This is a genomic window from Streptomyces taklimakanensis, assembly GCF_009709575.1.
Classification (GTDB): Bacteria; Actinomycetota; Actinomycetes; order Streptomycetales; family Streptomycetaceae; genus Streptomyces; species Streptomyces taklimakanensis.
In genome coordinates this window covers 38,372-60,450 of the sequence record NZ_WIXO01000001.1, presented here as the reverse complement: position 1 = coordinate 60,450, position 22,079 = coordinate 38,372, and the positions used below count along the sequence as shown (strand labels likewise).

18 protein-coding genes and 1 pseudogene are annotated in these 22,079 nt (G+C 70.7%); 11 read left to right on the top strand and 8 right to left on the bottom strand.

All coding sequences use genetic code 11. The features are described from left to right. Positions 1-54: 54 nt before the first annotated feature. Positions 55-261: a DUF6299 family protein gene (locus F0L17_RS00295; RefSeq protein ID WP_155069217.1), complete on the bottom strand. Its 207-nt coding sequence runs from the start codon at positions 259-261 to the stop codon at positions 55-57. A 383-nt stretch (positions 262-644) separates the two neighbouring features. On the opposite strand from F0L17_RS00295, the gene F0L17_RS28465 reads away from it, so the two are divergent. The 3 genes and pseudogenes from F0L17_RS28465 to F0L17_RS28455 all read left to right on the top strand — a co-directional run. After that, entirely contained in the window at positions 645-926 is a 282-nt protein-coding gene (locus F0L17_RS28465; protein ID WP_420802360.1) for a helix-turn-helix domain-containing protein, read from the top strand. Then, complete coding sequence (locus tag F0L17_RS28460) at positions 862-1,230, top strand: transposase (protein ID WP_420802484.1); 369 nt, start codon at positions 862-864, stop codon at positions 1,228-1,230. Before F0L17_RS28465 ends, F0L17_RS28460 begins: the two co-directional genes overlap by 65 nt. Beyond that, a pseudogene (locus F0L17_RS28455) lies at positions 1,206-1,337 on the top strand (transposase); the annotation flags it as partial. The gene F0L17_RS28460 and the pseudogene F0L17_RS28455, both read left to right, overlap by 25 nt. A 548-nt stretch (positions 1,338-1,885) precedes the next feature. Here the strand turns inward: F0L17_RS28455 and F0L17_RS00275 are convergent. Next, on the bottom strand, positions 1,886-2,899 hold the full coding sequence (locus F0L17_RS00275) for a LacI family DNA-binding transcriptional regulator (RefSeq protein WP_155069215.1): 1,014 nt from the start codon (positions 2,897-2,899) through the stop codon (positions 1,886-1,888). 440 nt (positions 2,900-3,339) lie between these two features. Between F0L17_RS00275 and F0L17_RS00270 the strand changes: the two genes are divergently transcribed. The 3 genes from F0L17_RS00270 to F0L17_RS00260 all read left to right on the top strand — a co-directional run bounded on the left by F0L17_RS00270 (position 3,340) and on the right by F0L17_RS00260 (position 8,240). Next, positions 3,340-4,305, top strand: coding sequence for a glycoside hydrolase family 6 protein (locus F0L17_RS00270; RefSeq protein ID WP_155069214.1), 966 nt, complete (start codon positions 3,340-3,342; stop codon positions 4,303-4,305). An 885-nt stretch (positions 4,306-5,190) separates the two neighbouring features. Next, on the top strand, positions 5,191-6,489 hold the full coding sequence (locus tag F0L17_RS00265; RefSeq protein ID WP_155069213.1) for a CE1 family esterase: 1,299 nt from the start codon (positions 5,191-5,193) through the stop codon (positions 6,487-6,489). Positions 6,490-6,845: 356 nt separating this feature from the next. Next, entirely contained in the window at positions 6,846-8,240 is a 1,395-nt protein-coding gene (locus F0L17_RS00260) for a glycoside hydrolase family 10 protein (RefSeq protein WP_155069212.1), read from the top strand. A gap of 345 nt (positions 8,241-8,585) precedes the next feature. Here F0L17_RS00260 and F0L17_RS00255 read toward each other — a convergent pair whose 3' ends face one another. Further along, the gene (locus F0L17_RS00255; RefSeq protein WP_155069211.1) at positions 8,586-10,133 is read right to left on the bottom strand and encodes a GH39 family glycosyl hydrolase; all 1,548 of its coding nucleotides are present in this window, start codon (positions 10,131-10,133) and stop codon (positions 8,586-8,588) included. A gap of 354 nt (positions 10,134-10,487) precedes the next feature. On the opposite strand from F0L17_RS00255, the gene F0L17_RS00250 reads away from it, so the two are divergent. The 5 genes from F0L17_RS00250 (at position 10,488) to F0L17_RS00230 (ending at position 16,331) form a co-directional block, all read left to right on the top strand. After that, on the top strand, positions 10,488-11,750 hold the full coding sequence (locus F0L17_RS00250) for an ABC transporter substrate-binding protein (RefSeq protein ID WP_338017893.1): 1,263 nt from the start codon (positions 10,488-10,490) through the stop codon (positions 11,748-11,750). A 9-nt stretch (positions 11,751-11,759) separates the two neighbouring features. Then, complete coding sequence (locus F0L17_RS00245; protein WP_155069209.1) at positions 11,760-12,782, top strand: carbohydrate ABC transporter permease; 1,023 nt, start codon at positions 11,760-11,762, stop codon at positions 12,780-12,782. Continuing rightward, positions 12,782-13,684, top strand: a complete 903-nt coding sequence (locus tag F0L17_RS00240) for a carbohydrate ABC transporter permease (protein ID WP_155069208.1) — start codon at positions 12,782-12,784, stop codon at positions 13,682-13,684. Before F0L17_RS00245 ends, F0L17_RS00240 begins: the two co-directional genes overlap by 1 nt. 182 nt (positions 13,685-13,866) lie before the next feature. After that, on the top strand, positions 13,867-14,541 hold the full coding sequence (locus F0L17_RS00235) for a hypothetical protein (RefSeq protein ID WP_155069207.1): 675 nt from the start codon (positions 13,867-13,869) through the stop codon (positions 14,539-14,541). 104 nt (positions 14,542-14,645) lie between these two features. After that, positions 14,646-16,331: a CocE/NonD family hydrolase gene (locus tag F0L17_RS00230; protein WP_238419190.1), complete on the top strand. Its 1,686-nt coding sequence runs from the start codon at positions 14,646-14,648 to the stop codon at positions 16,329-16,331. A 26-nt stretch (positions 16,332-16,357) separates the two neighbouring features. Here the strand turns inward: F0L17_RS00230 and F0L17_RS00225 are convergent, their stop codons facing one another. The 5 genes from F0L17_RS00225 to F0L17_RS00205 all read right to left on the bottom strand — a co-directional run bounded on the left by F0L17_RS00225 (position 16,358) and on the right by F0L17_RS00205 (position 21,767). Next, the gene (locus tag F0L17_RS00225; RefSeq protein WP_338017892.1) at positions 16,358-17,374 is read right to left on the bottom strand and encodes a LacI family DNA-binding transcriptional regulator; all 1,017 of its coding nucleotides are present in this window, start codon (positions 17,372-17,374) and stop codon (positions 16,358-16,360) included. A gap of 277 nt (positions 17,375-17,651) precedes the next feature. Further along, positions 17,652-19,187 (bottom strand): family 43 glycosylhydrolase, encoded by a 1,536-nt coding sequence (locus tag F0L17_RS00220; protein WP_162465608.1) that lies wholly within the window; start codon positions 19,185-19,187, stop codon positions 17,652-17,654. Then, positions 19,163-19,762 (bottom strand): IS3 family transposase, encoded by a 600-nt coding sequence (locus F0L17_RS00215; RefSeq protein ID WP_155069204.1) that lies wholly within the window; start codon positions 19,760-19,762, stop codon positions 19,163-19,165. The genes F0L17_RS00220 and F0L17_RS00215 overlap by 25 nt, the downstream gene beginning before the upstream one ends. Next, positions 19,759-20,067 carry a transposase gene (locus F0L17_RS00210; protein ID WP_162465607.1) on the bottom strand — a complete coding sequence of 103 codons (309 nt, stop codon included), beginning with the start codon at positions 20,065-20,067 and terminating at the stop codon, positions 19,759-19,761. Before F0L17_RS00210 ends, F0L17_RS00215 begins: the two co-directional genes overlap by 4 nt. 266 nt (positions 20,068-20,333) lie before the next feature. Continuing rightward, complete coding sequence (locus F0L17_RS00205; protein WP_155069202.1) at positions 20,334-21,767, bottom strand: endo-1,4-beta-xylanase; 1,434 nt, start codon at positions 21,765-21,767, stop codon at positions 20,334-20,336. Positions 21,768-22,079: the final 312 nt, after the last annotated feature.

Genomic DNA, 22,079 nt, shown 5'->3' with positions numbered 1-22,079 from the left:
GGCGCTGCCCACGTGGGCAGCGCCCGGCCGAGGTGGGCCGGCCACGGACCAGGGTCACCTCCTGCTCTCGTTCGTCTCCTGCCCCCGTTCGGCGTAGAGCGCGGGTAGAGGCAGGCCGCTCGTGGTGCGCAGCTCCATGACGGTGGCCTCGGCGTGGGCGCTGCTGCGGACCTTCACCAACCGGCTCGCCAGGTCCTCGCACCGGCAGGCCTGGTCGACCTGGCCGGGGTGGTGCAGCGTCCCGGCCGGGTTCGCGCTCAACGGCGGTGATGGCCGCCGAGCATGATGTGGGCCGCTGATTGTCCTGGCGGAGTCCAGGCTCACCATCCCGCGCAGCCGGTAACTCCCGCGCACCTTCGGGCGCCGGCGTAGGACTCCGGGAACAACCACCCTCCGGGGCCCGTCTCTCCGGCCACCCTTCGACGCCTTGGTCCTTCGAGGCTCAGTGCTGTTCGGTACTGACCGGGCTCGCGGCGAGGATCCCCGAGACCGGGCAGCCCCAAGCCGCGCCCGGCTGGTCGGGCCCGTAGGGCTTGAGCCCGCATGCCCGGAAGAACGCCAGCCGACCAGCGGCATCGCCGCCGTCCTGTGGGACCGGGACCAAGAAAGCATGTCCGGCTTCGCGGGCCCGGCGGGCGACTTCGGTGAGGAGTGTTCGGCCCACTCCGCTGCGACGGTCGGCATCGGCGACGGCCAGGGTCAAGACGGTGATCGGGTGGCGCTTCCACCCCACCTACACGATTCAGGGTGTGCGCAAGCTCCTGCTTCGCAATGGCTGGTCCTGCCAGGTGCCGGCCCGACGGGTGATCGAGCGGGGCGACGAGGCGGTGGCCGGGTGGGTCAAGGTGGGGGCGCCCCCGCTTGCGGAGGAGTGCGGCCCTGCGCGGAAGGCTCGCGGCGGCCCGTGGAGTCTGGCTGGTCTTTGAGGACGAGGCCGGATTCTCCATGACGCCGCCGCAGGCCAAGACGTGGTCCCGGCGCGGTCGGACCCCGGTGGTGCGGGTGCGGGGCCGTTCCCGCAGGTGGGTGCCCATCGCAGCACTGACCTGCCACAAGCCCGGCCACCGGTCCCGACTGATCTACCGGCCCCGCCGGGACGGCGGCCGGCGCGACGGACGCAAGAGCTTCTCCGGGCGCGACTACCGCGACCTGCTCATCGCCGCGCACCAACCGGGGGTTGCCCCCTCCGGGGACTCGGCGGCCCGATCGTCCTGGTCTGGGACAACCTGAACGTCCACAAGGCCGCCGACCCGCGGCAGTGGGCGGCAACCCGCGAGTGGCCGACCATCTACTACCTGCCGCCCTACGCGCCCGATCTCAACCCCGTCGAAGGGATCTGGTCCCTGCTGCGGCGCGGCCGGCTGTCCAACGTCGCCTTCACCACCCTCGAACACCTCATCCAGCGCATCCGACGAGGTCTGCGGCACATCCGGTACCGCAGCGACCTCATCGACGGCTGCCTCGCCGAGACCGGCCTGCCGATCCGCCGAGGCTCTTCGGCGATGTTGTTCCAAGGTGAGGACGGCCCACGAGTGCCACCGGGGGCCGGCGGCAAGGACGGGCGGAGCACGGTGTGCTCGGGGATGTTCGTCCTCGACGACGGCCGAACCATCGATCGACCCGCACGTGAGCACGGCGTGGAGCGGAGGCGCCCCGGTGACACCGCACACGTCCGCACCACGGTGGTGGGCGGCCACCAGCGGTGGACGCCCGCGGGGTGGCGCTGTCGGCCGCATCGACCGGCACGTTCGGGCCGACGGCCCCTGACAGGGTGGTGGGGGTCGCTCACAGCGCTGCCGGGTACCGCGCCGTGTCCGCTTCCGCCCGGTGGGCCGTCCCGGCTGCCCGTCGGAGCAGAGGTGCCCCCGCCCCGGTGGCGGGCCTGTCAGGCGCTGGAGCGGGTGACCAGGCGGGTGGGCAGGATCAGCGGGGTGGGGTCCTGGCCGTTGACGAGTGCGACGAGCATGCGCGCCACCTCCCGTCCGAAGGCGCTTATGGGTTGGTGGACGGTGGTGAGCGGCGGGTCGGCGAGTTCGGCGACGGCCAGGTCGTCGAAGCCGACCACGGAGACGTCGTCGGGGACTCGTCGGCCGGCCGCGCGCAGTGTGCGCAGCGCCCCCACTCCCATGTTGTCGTTGGCGGCGAACACCCCGTCCAGGTCGGGATGCTCCGCCAGGAGTGCGGCCATGGCGGCGGAACCGCTGGACTCGGTGAAGTCCCCCTCCCGCGGCGGGAACGGGTCGAGGCCGGCCGCCAGCATGGCGTCGCGGTAGCCGCGGTACCGGGCACGCCCGGCCTCGGTGTCCATGCGCCCGCAGATCACGGCCACCCGCGTGCGGCCACGCGAGACCAGGTACTCGGTCGCCTCGCGTGCTCCGCCGACGTTGTCGACGTCCACGTACCACCGGGGGGCCGGACCGACCGGGCGTCCGCCGAACACGACGGGCACCTTCGCCCGCTCGGCCACGGGGACGAGCGGATCGTCCTCGCGCAGCGCCATCAGCATGGCGCCGTCGGCGCCCTTGGCCAGAAGGAGCCGCTCCACCCGCCGGCGGCCTCGGTCGGAGGCCGCCAGGCACAGCATCAGGTGCAGGTCGGCTTCCTCCAGGGCGGCCGACGCCCCCACGATCACCTGGGCGAAGAACGGGTCCGCGAAGATCGACGGGTCTTCTCCCGCGACGACCAGGGCGGCTGCTCCCGTGTGACGGGTGGCCAGGGCGCGGGCGGTCGGATTGGGCACGTAGCCGAGCTGCCGGACGGCTCGTGCGACGGCCTCGCGCTTGGCGCGGCTGACGTGTGGTGCGTTGTTGAGGGCGCGGGAGGCCACCGAGCGGGAGACCCCGGCGAGTTCGGCCACCGCGTCGAGCGTCGGCTGCGGGTGGGGCGCGTCCATTGCCATGAGCCGTGAGCCTTTCCCTCTCGACCGGACGAGAAGCATCTCACTCCGCTCCGCTCTGCCGCCCCCCACTCGACCGATGACGGCGGACAGCAGGTATGGGACAGGTATGGGGCCCTGAAGGGCCGGAGGGCTGGAAGCGCTTCCAGTCCGTGGAGTTTATGAAGCTTGTCGTCGTCACGCGAAGGGCGGCGGTACGTCGACCCTTGACACTTCCACCAGCCCGTCACATGATACCGAGCATCCCTCAAGGTCCTCAGGGACTTTGGGATCGCTTCCAGCGGGACCGCTCCCAGTGTGCTGCTGACGGCCCTTCGGGGAGGTCGTCCCTGCCGACCGGTCGCCGCTGCGGAGGGACGTCGTACCACCGCACTTCCTCAGCGCGTCGCATGTTCGGGACGAGAGCGTGCGGCGCATCCCTGCCAGGAAACCGAGGTACAGCCATGCGCCGCAGAATCCGCGCGCTGGTGGCAGCGTTCTTCGCGCTGCCTCTGGCACTCACCGCCGCACCGTCCGCCCACGCGGCCGACCCGACCACCCTGACCAACGGGTTCTACGTGGACCCCGACTCCAGCGCGAAGCGATGGGTCGCCGCCAATCCCGGTGACGGTCGGGCGTCCGCGATCAACGCCTCCATCGCCAACACCCCGACGGCCCGCTGGTTCGGCTCCTGGAGCGGGGCCGTCGGCAACGCCACGAGTGCGTACACGGGAGCGGCGGACCGCGCGGACAAGCTGCCCATCCTCGTCGCCTACAACATGTACAACCGCGACTACTGCGGCGGGCACTCCGCCGGCGGAGCCTCCTCGCCGTCCGCCTACGCCACCTGGATCTCCCAGTTCGCCGGCGGGATCGGCAACCGCCCCGCCGTCGTCGTCCTGGAACCGGACTCCCTCGGGGACTACGGCTGCATGAACCAGGCCCAGATCGACGAACGCGAAAGCATGCTCACCCATGCCCTCGCCCAGTTCAGCCGCCAGGCCCCCAACACCTGGGTCTACCTCGACGCCGGCAACCCGGGCTGGGCCGGCGCGCAGACCATGGCCGTGCGCCTCCACGAGGCCGGCCTCCGTCAGGCCCGCGGCTTCTCGCTCAACGTCTCCAACTACTTCACCACGGCCGAGAACATCGCCTACGCCAACGCCGTCAACAGGGAACTCGGCGCCCGCTACGGCTACACCAAGCCGTTCGTCGTGGACACCAGCCGCAACGGCAACGGCTCCAACGGCCAGTGGTGCAACCCCGCGGGACGCCGTATCGGCACTCCCACCCAGGTGGGCGGAGGCGCCGAGATGCTCCTGTGGATCAAGGTCCCGGGCGAGTCCGACGGCAACTGCGGAGTCGGGGGCGGCTCCTCGGCCGGACAGTTCCTCCCCGAGGTCGCCTACAAGATGATCTACGGATACTGACGCCGGGATCGCCGTGGTCCGGTCCGTCCCCGTCCCACGGCCGGTGATCCCGGGAAACGGGTGCGGGAGGAGGGGCCCGGCCGTGTCCCTGCGGGCCTCGCCGCGAGTGCGCCGCAGACCTTCCTCCCGACCTCCCGGTCTTCCGGCCGGTTTCGGCGGGCCGACCCGGAAGTCGGCGGACCGCCCGGAAGGACGACCTGCGTACGCGCCGTCTCCGGCCCTGGTCCTCCGGGTTCGTGCCGGTGCTCGTCGAGGAACGTGAGACGTCGGTTCCTCGTGTGCTCCTCTCCGCCGTGCTTGCCGGACCCGCCCCATCCGGCGGTACCGGACACGTTCCGGCTCTGTCGGGGCCGCTCTCACCCTCCCCGGCATCACCGAGAGAGCAGGCTGCCGTCGGCTTCACTCCGTTTGCTGTGCCGGCGAGTCGGTGCAGGTCCTCCGCCTCCAGCCGGGCCACCGGCGCCTCACTGCGCAACACGAGAGCGGGACAAGCCCGTTCGGCGGGCAGCCCCGGAACCGGAAGGCATTGACATGTCCGGAAGCCTCCCTGGTGTCCATGAATGCCCGGCGATGCGAATGGCGTTCGAAATGGCGAACAAGTGCGGTCGTCGCTGCTCAAGGCTGCTCAGGGAAGAAGCAAGCGCCATCTCTTCGCCCCGCTCAGGCCGGCCCTCGCCGTCGATCGGGGCAGGAGCCCCGATGCCCAGGCGGTCGGGCGGGCACTCCTCCGCTTCGTCGCAGCCGCCGCGGGCGCACCGGCGGCAGCGGCCGGCGGCCGGGCGTGCCCCGGTGGCAGCCCGGCCGCGCAGCGCGTCCTCATACGTCGCGCACCTCTGACTCCTGTCCGCCCAGGAGACCACACCCCGGCACAAGGAGAGTGACAGGATGACAAGAGCAAGACCCCTCTTATGGCCCGCCGTGGTGGCGGTGCTGCTCACCCTGACCATGGGAGGCACGGCACTGGGCAGCGGCCACGGCCCGAACACACCGCGCACGGCCTCCGGCCCGGCTGCCACGACTGCCGGCACCACGGCCGCCACCGCCGGATGCGGCAAGGCTCCCACCCTGACGAGCGGTACCCACACGATCCAAAGCGGCGGCAAGAACCGGAGCTTCATCCTGCGGGTTCCGGACGGCTACGACCGGAACCACCCCTACCGGCTGGTCTTCGGGTTCCACTGGTTGGGCGGCACCTCCACCGACGTCGCCACGGGCCGCACCGTGGAGGCGGGCACTTGGGCCTACTACGGGCTCCAGCGGCTGGCGAACAACAGCACCGTCTTCGTCGCGCCCCAGGGCCTCGACAACGGTTGGGCCAACACCGGCGGCGAGGACATCACCTTCGTCGACGACATGATCAGGCTGATCGACGCGGAGCTGTGCATCGACACCACGCAGCGCTTCGCGCTGGGATTCAGCTACGGCGCCGCCATGTCCTACTCGCTGGCGTGTTCCCGGGCGACGGTCTTCCGCGCGGTCGCGGTCCAGAACGGCGGACAGCTCAGCGGGTGCAGCGGCGGCACCCAGCCCATCGCCTACCTCGGAGTGCACGGCGTCCGGGACACCGTGCTCGGCATCTCCGGCGGGCGGGCGATGCGGGACAGGTTCGTCAGGAACAACGGCTGCACCCCCCAGAACCCGCCCGAGCCGGCGCGGGGCAGCCTGACACACCGGGTCACCACCTACTCGGGGTGCGCGGAAGGGTATCCGGTCGCCTGGGCCGCGTTCGACGAAGGGCACATCGCCGCTCCGCAGGACGGAGCCCCCGGTGACAGCGGCTCCCGGACCTGGCTGCCGCAAGAGGTGTGGAAGTTCTTCACGCAGTTCCGGACCTCCACCCCGCCCCCCGACCCGTCGCCCGGGACGTCGACCTGCGAGGTCACCGACACCGTCACCGCGTGGAACACCGGCCTGGTCTCGAACATCACCATCACCAACACCGGAACCACCCCGATCGACGGCTGGTCCCTGGTCTTCACCCTGCCCGGCGGCCAGACCATCACCTCCGGCTGGAACGCCGAGTACGCACCCGCGTCCGGCCGGGTGACGGCCGGGAACACCCCGCACAACGCCACCATCGCCCCCGGCGCGTCCGTCGGCATCGGCTTCCAGGCCACTCACACCGGCGACACCGCCACGCCCACCGCCTTCACCCTCAACGGCACCGCCTGCACCGTCACCTGACCGGCAAACGGCCCGGAAGCGGCATCGGACCGGCTCCGCGGGAGCCCCCGCCACGGCGGGCCACCTTCCTGCCGTCCGGCAATCCTGTCGTCCGGCAATCGGGACCGCGCCAGGAGCAGGCCACCGCGCAGGAATGGTTGCCCCGACCGCTGCACCGGCTCCGTCCGGCCCCTCCGCAACCGATCCAGCGCGCCCGCGGTGGCCGGGGCAGCGGAGGAGCCGGACGGAGCCCACCCTCGCCTTGACACCAACGGTTCCGTCCACGGAACGGAACCGGGAGGAGGCCGGGTCGGTTCGCTGCCCCACCACCACGGCAACACACCAGGCCCCGGACGTTTTCGAATCGAAGGAGAACCATGTTCCGCCACCCCCCGCCCCGAGGCCGTCGCACGGTCGGCCTCCTCGCCACGGCGTTGGTGACCCTGTCGGCCGGCCTGACCGCGGTCGCGTCCACTCACCCGGCCCACGCCGACACCGCCACCCTGGGCGAACTGGCCGAGGCCAAGGGCCGTTACTTCGGCTCCGCCACGGACAACCCCGAGCTGTCCGACACCCGGTACACACGGATCCTGGGCAGCGAGTTCGGCCAGATCACCGTCGGCAACACCATGAAGTGGCAGTACACCGAGCCGTCTCGGGGCCGGTTCGACTACACCGCCGCCGAGGAGGTAGTCGACCTGGCCGAGTCCAACGGCCAGTCGGTGCGCGGACACACCCTGGTGTGGCACAACCAACTGCCGAGCTGGGTCGACGACGTACCGGCCGGTGAACTCCTCGGGGTCATGCGCAACCACATCACCCACGAAGTCGACCACTTCGAGGGCCGGCTGATCCACTGGGACGTGGTCAACGAGGCGTTCGAGGAGGACGGCAGCCGCCGGCGGTCGGTCTTCCAGCAGAAGATCGGCGACAGCTACATCGCCGAGGCCTTCAAGGCCGCCCGCGCCGCCGATCCGGACGCCAAGCTCTACTACAACGACTACAACATCGAAGGCATCGGCCCCAAGAGCGACGCCGTCTACGAGATGGTGAAGTCCTTCAAGGCCCAGGGCGTCCCCATCGACGGCGTCGGCATGCAGGCCCATCTGATCGCCGGCCAGGTCCCGGCAAGCCTTCGGCAGAACATCCGACGCTTCGCCGATCTGGGCGTCGATGTCGCCCTCACCGAACTCGACATCCGCATGACCCTGCCGCGCACCGCCGCCAAGGACGCCCGGCAGGCCACCGACTACGGCGCCGTGGTCGAGGCGTGCCTGGCGGTCTCCCGGTGCGTCGGCATCACCCTCTGGGACTACACCGACAAGTACTCCTGGGTCCCCTCCGTCTTCCCCGGCCAGGGCGCTGCCCTGCCGTGGGACGAGAACTTCGCCAAGAAGCCCGCCTACCACGCCATCGCCGCCGCACTCGACGACGGCAGCCCCACCCCCGGCGGCAACTGCACCGCCACCCACCGCGTCACCAGCCGGTGGCAGGGCGGCTTCACCGCCGAGGTCACCGTCGAGAACGACCACACCGCGCCGATCACCGGCTGGGCCGTCACCTGGACGCTGTCCGACGGCCAGTCCGTCGACCATGTGTGGAACGGAGCTCTCACCGCCGACGGACAGAACGTCACCGTCCGCGACGCCGGCTACAACGGCACCCTCGGCGTCGGCGGAAGCACCACCTTCGGCTTCCGGGGACAAGGCGCTGCCGACGTCCCGACGGACATGGCCTGCGCCTCCGGTCAACCATCCAGGACCCCGGCGTAGTCGGTCGGCGCACGTTGCCGGCGGCTCGCCGTGTCGGGAGGAGGCGGTGAGGTGGGGGACTGCCACGGCCGGATCCGTGCTCCGGTTCCCGGCTCGCCGCCACGAGCGCCCCGGCCGTCGGTTCCGTCCCGGCGGTACGGGCCGCCGTCCGTCGGCGCGCCCGGCCCCGGACCCGAGTCGGACGGTGCGTCCCCCGGCCGAGCGCCGTAGCCGAGTCCCGCGGCGACGCAGCCGCCGGGACGCTTCCGAAAGCGACCGCCCGGTGGAGGGGCGGCCCTTTCGGACCCGACCGGCCCCAAGCGGCAGCGGCCCGCCGCCGAAGACCCGGGGCCGGCGGGGGAGCCTTCAGGACCGGTTCACGGAGGTGTCGGAGTCCTCGGTGCCGAGGCCGAACAGCCGGTTGTCGTTCCACCACTCCGGCGTCTCGTCGACGACCGGGACGAGCTCCAGCAGCGTCACCTCGTTGCGACCCAGGACGAGGTCCACATCGGCGCGCCCGTCGGTGACGGGCACGCTCCGATGCGAGTGGGCGGGTTCGCCGGCTTCGCGCAGGGCGTCGAGCCGGCGGTCGTCGGGCGCGAGCGGCCGCCCCATCTCGCACCAGGCGGCCCAGGCGTTGCCGGCGTCCTCGCTCACGGAGTGGCGGCGCGCGAAGGCGGAACCCCGCGCGTTCGGGGCGCCGACGGGCAGGGACAGCCGGACGGTATGGCCGTCGACGGGCTCGCCGCCGGTCGGGTCGGCCGGTGCCCAGGCCAACACGGTGACGCGCCCGTCACCGTGTCGTGTCACCAGGTGGTCCTCGCCTCGGGCGAGCACCTGCTCGCCCATCTCGGCCATGAACGCGTACAGGTGGTAGGTGGGCTTCTTGATCTGGCGGTGTGTCAGCAGGCCGAAGCCGCCGTGGAACGGCGCGGTGGGGATGCCCACCTCCTCGAACACGTCGCTGAACGTCCAGTACGAGAAGGAGTCCGCGATGTCACCCCCGTTCACCAGCACCGGTGCGAGGTACGCCGCGTGAAACGCGGTGTCGTGGATCGGGTTGTCCGGTCGGTACGAGGAGTTGAACTCGGTGATGTGGACCGGCAGGTCCGCGAGCCCGGTGCCCGCCAACTGCAGCCGTGGGGCGCCGAACTGCTCCAGCAGCGCCGACGCGGGCATGAGCGTCTGGTGAGCGCCGAACGGCACGGGCTGGACGGGGCCGGAGGAGTAGGCGTGGCGGCTCACGAAGTCGATCGGCAGGTCGCGGGCCTCGACGAACTCGGCGAAGCGCCGGATCCACTCGTCCTCGTAACCCGGTGCCAACGAGGGGCCGCCGACCTGGAGGTCGGCGTCGACCTCCTTGACGGCCAGTGCGGTCACCTCGTAGAGGCGGTGGTAGGCGTCCTGGTCCGCCGACCAGAACGGCGCCAGGTTGGGCTCGTTCCACACCTCGATCGGCCAGCTGCGCACCCGGTCGACGCCGTAGCGGTCGACCAGGTGCCCGATGACGGCGCGGACGAGGTCCGCCCACTCCCTCTCGTCGCGGGGAGGAGTGATGTTGCCCTTCCACCAGAACACGGTGTCGTCGCCGGAGGCGAGCCCGGACGGCATGAAGCCGAGTTCGAGGAAGGGCGCGATGCCCATCTCCAGATAGGAGTCCACCACTTGGTCGACGTACGTGAAGGCGTGGCGTACGCGCCGCTCGCCGGCGTGGTCGTAGGGGCGATGGATGCCCATCCCGTCGCTGAGCAGGCCGTGTCCCCGGATGTACCGGAAACCGATCTCCTTCTGAACGAGGTCGAGCGACTCCTGGTAGTCGCGCCGCAGCGCGAGGTCGAGCCGGCCCGTGCCGACGCAGTGGCGCCAGGCGTCGGAGAGCCGGGCTGTCGGCTGCCGGGGAACGACGGTCCGCATGGTGTGGGGATTCCTTTGCTGCGCTGCGGTGCGGGGCGACGCTGGGCGGGGCCCACCGGAGGTTCTCGACATGGAGGTCGGCCTTTCGGACCGGGGCTCGGAAGTCGGGACCCGGCCGGGTGCGACCGAGCCCGTCTCCGGTCGTCACCGCCCCACTCGTGACTGCCTGCGACGGTGGTTGCGTCGGTAACGATTGGGCAACTTGCGAAAACTCTTGGTTGCTTCTCGCTCGTTTTCGACTGTACACCTTAGCTCCCGCTTCGCGGACGGCCCATTATTTTGCGCAAAACAAAAGCAGTTGGATCACTGACAACAGATCAGGGAGTTCCCACGATGATGAGGAAAACCCGCAGCGTGACGGCTGCCGCGATCGGCTTGGGCATCGCACTCGCCGCCACCGGCTGTGCCGGCGGCGGCGACGGTTCGTCCGGCGGTGAGGGCACACTGACCCTCTGGACGAACGCGATGGAAGGGCGCGGCGCGGAGTACTGGAGGAGCGCCGCGGAGGAGTACCACTCGCTGCATCCGGACGTCACGATCGAGATCCAGTCGGTCCAGAACGAGGACCTCGACGGCAAGCTGCAGAACGCGCTCAACTCCGACTCCGCGCCCGACATCTTCCTGCAGCGCGGCGGCGGCAAGATGCAGGCCATGGTCGACGCCGGTCAGATCCGGGCGCTGGACCTGACCGACACCGACAGGGCCAATGTGGGCGATGCGGCCCTCGAGGGCGTCTCGATCGACGGCAAGGTCTACGCGATGCCGCTCGACACGCAGCCCGAGGGCATCTACTACAGCAAGGACCTGTTCGAGAAGGCCGGCATCGCCTCCCCGCCGACGACGATGGACGAACTCGAGGACGCCGTCGCGAAGCTGAAGGCGATCGACGTCGCGCCGATCGCGGTCGGCGCCAAGGACGCCTGGCCGGCCGCGCACTGGTACTACAACTTCGCCCTGCGCGAGTGCAGCCGGGAGGTCATGCAGGAGGCCGCCAAGTCGCTCGAGTTCGACGACCCCTGCTGGATCAAGGCCGGTGAGGACCTGGAGTCGCTCCTGGAGGTCGACCCCTTCCAGAAGGGCTTCCTGACGGCCTCGTCGCAGCAGGGCGCCGGGTCGTCGGCGGGCATGCTCGCGAACCACAAGGCGGCCATGGAACTCATGGGCAACTGGAACCCCGGTGTGATCGCCGACCTGACCCCGGACAAGAAGCCGCTCCCCGACCTGGGCTGGTTCCCCTTCCCCGCCGTCCCCGGCGGCCAGGGCGACCCGACCGCCATCATGGGCGGCGCCGGCGGGTACTCGCTGTCCAAGAACGCGCCGAAGGAGGCCCTGGACTTCCTCCGGTTCGTCGTGACCAAGGACCAGCAGGAGGCCTACGCCGGGGCCTTCGACACGATCCCGGTGAACAAGGACGCCCAGGGGGTCGTCACCGAGTCCTACAACATCTCGGCACTGCGGGCCTTCAACAAGGCCGCCTACTCGATGCAGTTCCTCGACACCGTGTACGGCCAGAACGTCGGCAACGCCATGAACATCGCCGTCGTGAACCTGATGGCCGGCAAGGGCTCCGCCGCCGACATCGTCAAGGACGTCAAAGCCGCCGCCGAGAAGGGCTGAGTAAGCGACATGAGCAACACCCTGGGCACCGACACGGCCGCCGGCCGTCGGCCGCAGGGCGCGCCTCGAGCCGGGGACGCGGACACGGCCACGTCCCCGGCTCCGCCGCGGGCGGCTGCGCACCGCCGGGGCCGTACCAGGACGCGACTGGAGATCGCGGCCCTGTCCGCACCGGCGATCATCACGTTCCTGGCGTTCGTGATCTTCCCGGTCGCGCTCGCCGCGTACTACGGCTTCTACCAGTGGAAGGGCTACGGGGACCCCACCGACTGGGTCGGCCTGAACAACTACAGGCTGATCCTCACCGACCCCGCCTTCCACGACGTCCTGTGGCACAACGGCCTGATCCTGGTGCTCTCACTGCTCATCCAGGGCCCGCTGGCGATCGCCCTCGCACTCCTGCTCAACCAGAGGATCCGCGGCCGTTCGACCATCCGCGTCCTGATCTTCGTGCCCTACATCGTCTCCGAGGTCATCGTCGGCACCGGCTGGAGCCTGATGCTGCAGAGCAACGGAGCCGTCAACGACCTGCTGCACCGCATCGGCCTGGGCTCCCTGGAGGCCGACTGGATCGCCGACCCGGACCTGGCCATCTGGACGCTGATGGCCATCATCACGTGGAAGTACATCGGCTTCGCGGTGATCCTGATGCTCGCCGGTCTGCAGTCGATCCCCGACGAGATCTTCGAGGCCGCGCAGATCGACGGCGCCTCCTACTGGCAGATCCAGCGCCGCATCACGCTGCCGCTGCTGGGACCGACGATCCGCATCTGGGCGTTCCTGTCGATCATCGGCTCGCTGCAGTTGTTCGACCTCGTCTACATCATCTGGGGCCAGTACGTCTCGGGCACCGCGGGCACCTCGACCATGGCGATCCACATGCTCGCCCAGGGCCGCAACGCGGGCAACTACGGCTACGGCAGCGCCGTCGCGGTCGTGATGTTCCTGATCTCGCTCGTCGTCGCGCTGCTCTACCAGCGCTTCGTCCTGCGTCGCGACCTCCGGGGCGCCGTCACCGAAGGGACCGTGTGATGAGTGCGACGACCGCCACCTCCCGGATGTCCTCCACGACGAGGCCGAAGCCGCCCGCCGGCCGCCGCGGCAAGCGTGACAGGCCACAGAAGTGGGGGAGTCCCGTCACCTACTTCGTCGCACTGCTCTTCGTCGGCGTCTGCGTCGCACCGGTGCTCTTCATCGTGCTCGGCGGGTTCCGCACCAACGCGCAGATCACCACGGAACCGGCCGCCCTTCCGAGTCCCTGGGTGGTCGGCAACTACCTCGACGTCCTGAAGTCGACGATGTTCTGGGGGCAGTTCGCCAACTCCCTCGTCGTCGCGATCGCGAGCACCGTCGGCATCGTCGTCCTCGGCCTGATGGTGAGCTTCGTGATCGCACGCTACGACTTCAAGCTCAAGGGCGCGATGTACTCCCTGTTCGCCGCGGGACTGATGTTCCCGATGGTCGTCGCGATCACTCCGCTGTACCTCGTCATCAAGGACCTCGGCCTCGTCGACAACCTGCTCGGTGTGATCATCCCGCAGATCGCCTTCGGCCTGCCGGTGACCGTCATCATCCTGGTGCCGTTCCTGCGGGCCATTCCGAACGAGATCGAGGAGGCCGCCGCGATCGACGGCACGAGCCGACTCGGGTTCTTCTTCCGCATGGTGGTCCCGCTGTCGCTGCCCGGTGTGGTCACCGTCGGCATCCTCGGGTTCGTCGGCAGCTGGAACAACTACATCCTGCCCCTGTACATCCTCAACTCGCAGGCGAACCACACCCTGCCGCTCGGCGTCCAGGTGTTCTCCTCGCAGTATTCCACGGACACCGCGAAGGTCCTCGCCTTCACCTCGCTCGCCATGCTGCCCGCACTGATCTTCTTCTCGGTCTTCGAGAAGCGGATCGTCGGCGGTCTCACCGGCGCCGTGAAGGGCTGAAACCGGAGCCCGAATCGGAACGTTCCGCGCCTGGCCCTACCCCTACCCCTACCCCTACCCCTGCCGCTGCCTGTGCTGCTGCCCCTGCCGCGGCTGCGGCGGGGGCAGGCCGCCGACCGGCGTCGTCGCTCGGCTCACGGCCCACGGCCACCCCGTGTCACCCCTCGGAAAGGACCGCCGCATTGCCCCGCGCCCACATCGAGTTCGACAGGCGGCAGGCCGTCATCGCATCGGTCCGACGCCGCACCTTCGGCTCCGGGGTCCGTCGGGAGGACTCGGTCGGCCCGCGCGAGAAGCGCCCGGTGCGCCGCGACCTCGCCTGGCGCTCGCTCGAACCGAACCGGGTCGGCCTCGACGAGTTCGCCAGGTGGCTCAAGCTCACCGGATCCGAGTCGATGCCGGCGGTCGACGTCGCCGCGCGAGGTGTCCTGCTCGCCCCGGACCTGCTCGAGTACGCCGACCACCCGTCCGACACGACACTGTCGGACCCGCGTATCGCCAACGGCACACCGGACCCGCACGACGTGCGCATGTGGTGCGTCGGCGACGAGACGGACGAGCCCTGGCGGATCGGTTCCACGACGGCGGACGACCACGCCGAGGCATCCGTCGTCGACGCCGTCGCGACCGTCGACGAGGGCCGGGCCGCGGTGTTCCTCGTCAACCGCGACCTGGCCGAGGCCGCGCGGGTCACGATCGATGTGCGCGGCCCCGGCTTCCCGGGTATCGCCGAGGCGGTCACGTTCGCCGAGCGGCACCGGGCGACCCCGGCCGCGAACTCGAGCGCGGCACTCGCCGACGGCCTGCTCGACATCGAACTGCCGCCGGTGTCGTGGACGGCGGGCGCCCTGCGATGAGCGACGACACCGACCCCCGTCGGCAGCCGGCTCGCCTCCGGGACGGCGGCCCGACCCGTGAAGCGCCGGGCCCGACAGCCGAGCACCGCGAGGTGACCTGTGCGTTGCGCGATGGGACACGGCTTCGGACCGTCCTGTTGGTTCCGTACGGGACCGGGCCGTGGCCGGCCCTGCTGACGCGTCATCCCTACGACGCGACCCGTGACGAACACGACGGGACGCTCGACGTCGGGCGTCTCGTCGCCGCCGGATACCTCGTCGCGCTCCAGGACGTGCGGGGACGCTTCGGCTCCGAAGGCGTCTTCGACCCCTGTGTGCAGGAGGTGGCCGACGGCGCCGACGCCGTGGCGTGGCTCGCGGCGCTTCCCGAATGCACCGGCGCCGTCGGAATGTGGGGCGCCTCCTACGCCTCGGAAACCCAGTTCGGCGCTCTTCTGGGCGGCGCTCCGGCTCTGCGGGCGATCGCTCCTGCCATGACGCCGGCGATGTCGGCGCTCGACGGGTTCCGGTTCCGCGGCGGGGTGCCGGAGATCGGAAGCACCCTCGCGTGGACGCACTACGCGATCGCCCCGGACCTGATCACACGCATCGGCTCCGCCCGCGAACGGGAGGCCGAGCGGAAACGGTGGGAGGCGACCGAGCGTGCGATCGCGACCGGGGAAGCGTTCCGGGCCGGAGCTCTGCACGCCTCCCCGGACGCCGAGGCGATCGTGGTGTGGGGACTGGACCGGCTGCGGGAGCCTCTCGGGTCGGCGCACCACCGCGCTGGGAAGATCGTCGACCGGATCGACGCGATCGACGTCCCGGTCTTCCTGGTCGGCGGATGGTTCGACGTCTTCCTCGGGTCGACTCTGGAGATCTACCGGCGTCTGCTGCGCCGTGCGAAGGACACCGGTGGGCCGGTGCCTCACCTTCTGGTCGGCCCCTGGTCACACGACAACACATCGGGCCGGATCGCCGGTGTGGACTTCGGTCCGGGCGCGTCCGCCGACGACCTCGGTGGCAGTGGGGACCTCACCGCGCGGCACGTGCGGTGGTTCGACGCCGCCCTGCGCGCGGGCGCGGCGGACACGCCGCCGGTGCGGGTGTTCCTGATGGGCTCGAACCGGTGGATCGAGCTGGACGAGTTCCCTCCGCGCGACACGCGGACGCTCGAGCTGTACCTGGGCGCCGGGGAGTCACTTGCGGCCGAGCCGGCCGGGAGCGGCGAACGGCGGCTGACCAGCGATCCGGCATCCCCGGTGCCGACGTGCGGCGGAGCGGTGCTCCTCTTCGCGCCGTTCGAGGCGGGGCCCGTCGACCAGGCGGCGATCGAGTCGCGGCAGGACGTGGTCGCGTGGCGCACCGTACCGCTCGCCGAGGAGCTCACGGTGATGGGCGCGGTCCGTGCCGTCGTCCACCTCGCGACCACGGGGACGGACGCGGACGTGGTCGTGCGGCTGTGCGACGAACACCCGGACGGCAGCAGCCGCGTCGTCGCCGATGGTGTGCAGCGGGGGTCGGCGCGGTGCGTCGATCCGATCACGGGCCTGGGCGACAGGCGGCCGGTCGAGCCGGATCAGGAGCAGGAGTTCGTCGTGGACCTCTGGTCGACGGCCCACACGTTCCTGCCGGGCCACCGGGTGCGAGTCGACATCGCACCGAGTTCGTCACCCCGCTGGGAGGTCGGACGCAACGTCTTCGAGCCGGCCGGGATGATCGAGGCGCCCACCGCGGCGGAACACACGATCCGTTATGGCGCTGCCCATACGAGCCGCCTCGTCCTGCGGGTGGTGGCGGCGCCGCGGTGAGATCGATCGGGACGCGCCCGCCCGCGTCATCGACGCGGCGCTGCGGCTGCCGGGGCCGGTCCGGTGGAGGCGCGGACGACCAACTCGGTGGCCAACTCCATGCGGGCGGGGGTCCGGGTGGCGCCGCCTTCGCCCCGGGAGAGCTCGATCAGGAGCTTGACGGCCGCGGCACCCAACTCGGTGCTGGGCTGTCTGACGGTCGTCAGGCCGGGGGTGATGTACTGCGCCTCGGGCAGGTCGTCGAAGCCGATGACACTGATGTCCTCGGGAATCCGCAGACCGCGAGCGTCCAGGGCGTCGTAGATGCCGAGCGCCATGGAGTCCGCGCAGGCGAAGATTCCCGTGATCCCCGGGTCGCTGTCGAGTAGGCTGTGGGTGGCGGTCGTCGCCTTGGCACGATTCCACCCGCCATAGGCCACGGACACCGTGGCGCTGTCGGCGGTCGCCGTGTCGGCCGCCGCGCGGAAACCGTCGACGCGCGCTCGGCTGAAGAGGTGGCGGGCGTGGCCGGCGACAACTCCCATCCGCACGTGGCCGAGGGACAGGAGGTGCTCAGCGGCCGTGCGACCGCCGTCCCAGTTCGCCACGCCGATGCTTGCCACCTCGGGCGGCGGTGTGCTCATCGGGTCGATCAGCACCACGGGGACACCGGCGGCACAGAGCGCGTTGAACTGCGGCGAGGTGGGGTCGATCAGCGTCCCGATCGTGCCGACGGTGCGCCTTCTCAAGACCCGCGACACCCAGTCGCCGTGCGGCTCGGCGAGCGTCAGCACGACGTCGAGTCCCGCTGCTGCCGCCTCTCGCCCGACCCCGGCTATCAGCAGGTTCGCCCAGGACCCCTCGAAGTGGGTGACCACGAGGTCGAGCGTGTTGGACAGGCCGCTCTCGTCCCGGACGCTCTCGCTCTTGGACCCGGCCCGACGGGTGTAGCCGACGGCTCGCACGGCTTCCATGACCTTCGCGCGCGTCTGGGCCGAGACATCGGTTCCGCCTCGCAGCACCTTGGACACGGTGGGCACGCTCGTACCGGCAGTTTTGGCCACCAAGGACAGGGTGGGGCGTGATCCGACGGGTCGGGGGGGCATGGCGACAAGATTAACCGGCGAGGAAGCCGTTCAGGACGCCGGGGCGGCCCCGCGGCCGGCCGAGCCGGCTGCGGGTGGGGGCCTCGAGACGGTCGGGGCGACCGGGGCGGAGGAGGTCTCCTCCCGCCCCGGGCCGACGCGTCCGGCTCCGGGGTGGGGGCGGCCCCGGCCTCGCGGCACGCCGCGTGCGTCGCCCGCGCGGACGCGGGTGCCGCACGCGGCCGCACGTCGAGCGTCACACGGAGGACACCGAGGCCGGGACGTACTCGAACCAGTCGAAGGAGACCGCGCCCTCGGTGGCGTACATGCCGATCACCCGGCCGGTGAAGCCGCAGGCGACCTCGGTGGACAGATAGCGCCCGTCCAGTTCGGCGAGCGGTCGGGCGCCCGGGGCGTCGGGATCGCCGAGCCAGAAGGCGATGGTGTCGGGGCCCGTGGTCCCGCCGTCGGGGAGTTCGGGCGACGCGGGCACGAGGTCGGACGTCCGGATCGTCACGGTGAGGATCAGCGGCCCGGCCGGGACCGGTCGGCCGGCCACGGTCTGGCGCAGTGGACCGATCCGGGCGACGACGCCGGCCTCCCCGTTCCCGACCTCCAGTTCGTAGTGGTGGGCCTCGTCCAGGCGCACGCAGAGGCCGCCACGTCCCGTGCCCGGGTCGATCGCAGCGGTGACGCGGCAGTCGTGGTGCTGCTGGCGGCGGCCGACGAAGGTGTACCCGGGGCGGTCGAGGGTGGGGCCGGTGGCATTGAGGACCAACCGGCCGGGGTGCTCGGTGAGCGACCAGGAACCCTCCGGGCGGGCGAACGGCGAGATCCAGTGCGGCGCGAGGGCGGGCTCGTCGAAGTCGTCGCGGGCGGGCGGGGTCGGGACGGGGTGCCAGGCTCCGCCCGGGGCCGCGTGGCGCTCGGGAACGGGCGCGATGACGGGCCAGCCGTCCTCGTTCCACTCCACAGGGGTCAGGAACGTCTCACGGCCGAGCACGTGCACGTCGGGCGTGAAGCCGCGGGGGCGGACGCCGAGCAGCACCATCCACCAACTGCCGTCGGGAGCCTGCACCAGGTCGGCGTGGCCGACGTTCTGGATGGAGCGGGCGGTACCGCTGTGGGACAGCAGGGGGTTGGCGGGCGCCCCCTCCCAGGGACCGCGCGGCGAGCGGCCGCGGGCGACGGACACGCTGTGGCCGCGTTCCGTGCCGCCTTCCGCGATCAGCAGGTACCACCAGTCGCCGATGCGGTAGAGGTGCGGCGCCTCGGGGTACTTGAGGCCGCTGCCCGACCACGTGGCGAAAGGCCCCTCCAGCACCTTGCCCTCGACCGGATCGATCCGGGCCGTGTTGATGCCGCCTTCGGGCCCGGAGAAGGCGCACCAGCAGGTGCCGTCCTCCTCCCACGCCAGGTCGGGGTCGATCCCGGGCAGGTCGATCCACACCGGGTCGCTCCACGGGCCCTCGGGCCGCTCGGCCGATACGACGAAGGTGCCGCCGCCGTCGATATTGGTGTTGACGACCCGGTAACGGCCGTCGTGGTGGCGGATGGTGGGGGCGTAGAGACCGCCGGACGCCTTGGCGCCGGGGAGGGGCAGCGGCAGTTGCTCGGGTCGGTCGAGCACGTTGCCGATCTGCTCCCAGTGCACGAGGTCCTTGCTGTGGAAGAGCGGCAGTCCGGGGAAGTACTCGAAGCTGGAGCACACCAGGTAGTAGTCGTCACCGACCCGGCACACGCTCGGATCGGGGTGGAACCCGCTGATCACGGGGTTGTCGTATGTATGCACGGAAAACGTGTTCCCTCCGAGCCGCCGGGCGCCGTGAGGCGAGTGTGGACGGCGTCCCCTGAAGGTCCGGGGACGTGTCGGTCGACCTGCTTGTCTGCTCGTCGTTCGGCGCGGGCGCCGTCCTCGCCGAACTCCTCCGGGCGCGGGACCGGCGCCCCATCCGGACATCCCTGCCCGGACCACCAGGATCCCCTGTCGACCGCGGCCGGGTCGCGCTGGACCGGGTCGGGGCGGGCGGCCGCGTACGGATCGGGAATCGTGGTGCGATACCGCCGTCTGCGGTGCCGGCCCGCCAGTTCGGCCGGGCGCATCAGCCGGGCCACCCTGCGGCGCCCGCACTCCTCGCCCCGGCCCACGAGGAGCGCGTGGACGCGCGGGGCTCCGTAGGTCCTGCGGGACTGCTTGTGCACGGTGGTGATCTGCTCGGTCAGCTCGGCGTCCCGCACCGCGCGGGGAGCGGGGAGGCCGGTGCGGCGGGCGGAGAAGGCGGCTCGGGAGACCTGGAGCGGTTCACACGCCCGTTTGACGTTGTGACCTGCGGTTTTCTCTGCCTCGATGAACGGGTGCACCGTCACCGGGTCTTCTTCGCGAAGAAAGCCGTCGCACGCTTGAGGATCTCCACGTCCTCCCGCAGCCTGTGGTTCTCCCGCCGCGGTGCGGCCAGTTCCTCGCGCTCGCCACTGGTCAGGCCGTCCCGTTCGCCCGCATCGACCTCGGCCTGCCTCACCCGGTCCCGCACCGCCCCTTCGGTCCGGTCGAAGTCCTTGGCGACCCGACCGACCGAGCGGTCACCCCGTCGGCACAGCTCGACGATCTCGGCCTTGGACTCCGGCGTGAACGAGCGACGAGGGCGAGGCTTCTTCTTCCCCCTGCTCTCCATGATGGACATCATCCTTCCGGGACCGAAGCCCCTGATCTCCGATGTCCGTCAGAGCGGATCAAGCTCAGACCAGGGCGTACCAGGTATCGGTGTCCACCGTCGCCGCCTCGGCGGGGGCCGGATTCACTCCGGCGAGCAAGCCGATCACGAGGGTCGCCGCCATCACGGCGGCGACCCGTGACCATCAGCGACGACCTCGTGGAGGGGCGGGGGACGCCGCACCGTAGGCCGTCGCCGATTCGCCCTTTCGTCGATGGCAGGCCTTGTCAGGCGCGGGTCCAGCGCTGGTTGCTGCCGTTCGAGCAGGAGTAGAGCTGGATCAGGGTGCCGTTGGCGGTGCCGGCCCCGACGGCGTCGAGGCAGAGGCCGGACTGGACGCCGACGATGGATCCGTCGGAGTTGAGGCGCCACTTCTGGTTGTCGCCACCCCAACAGCTGTAGATCTGGACCTTGGCACCGTTACCGGTGCCGGCGGCGTCCAGGCACTTGTCGCCGTAGACCCTGAGCTCGCCGGCATCGGTGTACGTCCACTGCTGGTTGGTGCCGTTGTGGCAGTCCCACAGATGGAGCTGGGTGCCGTCGGTGGTGCTGGCGTTGGGCACGTCCAGGCAGCGGCCCGAACCGACGCCCTTGATCGTGTTGCCGTCTCCGGGCGGCGGAGTGGTGGAGCCTCCGTTGAGTGCGTCGAGGACGGCGGTGTACGCGGGCTTCTTGCTGCCGTTGTTGTAGAACAACAGCGGGGTGTGCTCCGAACGCCACGAGTCGCTGTCGCGCACGCCCCAGACGGTGACACCGAGGCAACGGGAGACGGCCAGGCAGTCGTTGACCACGGCGGCGTAGGTCGAGGGCGAGGCTCCCTGGATGTCGAGTTCGGTGACGGCCACGTCGACGCCGAGGGCGGCGAACTCCTGCAGCGTGGTGCGGAAGTTGCTGTTGTAGGGGCTGCCACTGTTGAAGTGCGACTGGAAGCCGACACAGTCGATCGGCACGCCGCGCTGCTTGAAGTCCCGCACCATGCGGTACATGGCCTGGGTCTTGGCCCAGGTCCAGTTCTCGACGTTGTAGTCGTTGTAGCAGAGTTTGGCGGACGGGTCGGCGGCGCGCGCGGTACGGAAGGCGACCTCGATCCAGTCGCTGCCGGTGCGCTCCAGGTTGGAGTCGCGCCTGGCTCCCGAACTCCCGTCGGCGAAGGCCTCGTTCACGACGTCCCACTGCGCGATCTTGCCCTTGTAGTGGCTCATCACGCCGTTGATGTGGTCGATCATCGCCTGGCGCAGTGCGCTGCCGCTGAGGCTCTGCATCCAGCCGGGCTGTTGGGAGTGCCAGGCCAGGGTGTGGCCGCGCACCTCCTTGCCGTTCTGCACCGCCCAGTTGTAGACGCGGTCGGCGGCGGTGAAGTTGAACTGGCCCCGCTGCGGCTGGGTGGCGTCGATCTTCATCTCGTTCTCGGCCGTCACCGAGTTGAACTCACGGGCCGCGATCGTCGCGTACGTCGAGTCGCTCAGCCTGTTCGCGGCGATGGCGACGCCGAAGTAGCGGCCGCTCTGCGCCGCCGCGGCACCGAGCGTGCTCTCGGCGGCCTGAGCGGACGGTGGCGCGACCAGTGCGGCGACCACACCGAGGACGCCGGCGACCAGCGCCGGCAGCAGAGCGCGGAGCTTCCGCCGGACAACGGATCTGGGAAGGGCATGAGAGCCCATGGTTGTGCCTCCAAGGTAGGAATAACGGAACCACCGGACATCGCGGTCATGGAAGCCGGGAGGGTCTCGACCGGCACGGACGGCGCCCGGTCGGTCGCCGAGTGACGTACGCCGGGCGGCAGCGGTCTTTCGACACAGGCACGGGGGTACTCCATCGCTGCTCGGCCGGGGGCGTCACGCGGCGTCGCACACCTCCCCGCCTGCACGAGGCGTCAGGATGCGTCGGTGTGAGCCTCACCGGAACGAAAAACGGGGTGGTGCAGGTGTTGCTGTGCGCGGCTCTGCCGTACAACGCAGTCCGCACAGGACTAT

Coding starts and splice junctions, on each gene's coding strand:
- F0L17_RS00270 (WP_155069214.1), top strand. CDS start 3,340: ATGCGCCGCAGAATCCGCGCGCTGGTGGCAGCGTTCTTCGCGCTGCCT.
- F0L17_RS00240 (WP_155069208.1), top strand. CDS start 12,782: ATGAGTGCGACGACCGCCACCTCCCGGATGTCCTCCACGACGAGGCCG.
- F0L17_RS00260 (WP_155069212.1), top strand. CDS start 6,846: ATGTTCCGCCACCCCCCGCCCCGAGGCCGTCGCACGGTCGGCCTCCTC.
- F0L17_RS00205 (WP_155069202.1), bottom strand. CDS start 21,767: ATGGGCTCTCATGCCCTTCCCAGATCCGTTGTCCGGCGGAAGCTCCGC.
- F0L17_RS00210 (WP_162465607.1), bottom strand. CDS start 20,067: ATGGAGAGCAGGGGGAAGAAGAAGCCTCGCCCTCGTCGCTCGTTCACG.
- F0L17_RS00255 (WP_155069211.1), bottom strand. CDS start 10,133: ATGCGGACCGTCGTTCCCCGGCAGCCGACAGCCCGGCTCTCCGACGCC.
- F0L17_RS00245 (WP_155069209.1), top strand. CDS start 11,760: ATGAGCAACACCCTGGGCACCGACACGGCCGCCGGCCGTCGGCCGCAG.
- F0L17_RS00275 (WP_155069215.1), bottom strand. CDS start 2,899: ATGGCAATGGACGCGCCCCACCCGCAGCCGACGCTCGACGCGGTGGCC.
- F0L17_RS00265 (WP_155069213.1), top strand. CDS start 5,191: ATGACAAGAGCAAGACCCCTCTTATGGCCCGCCGTGGTGGCGGTGCTG.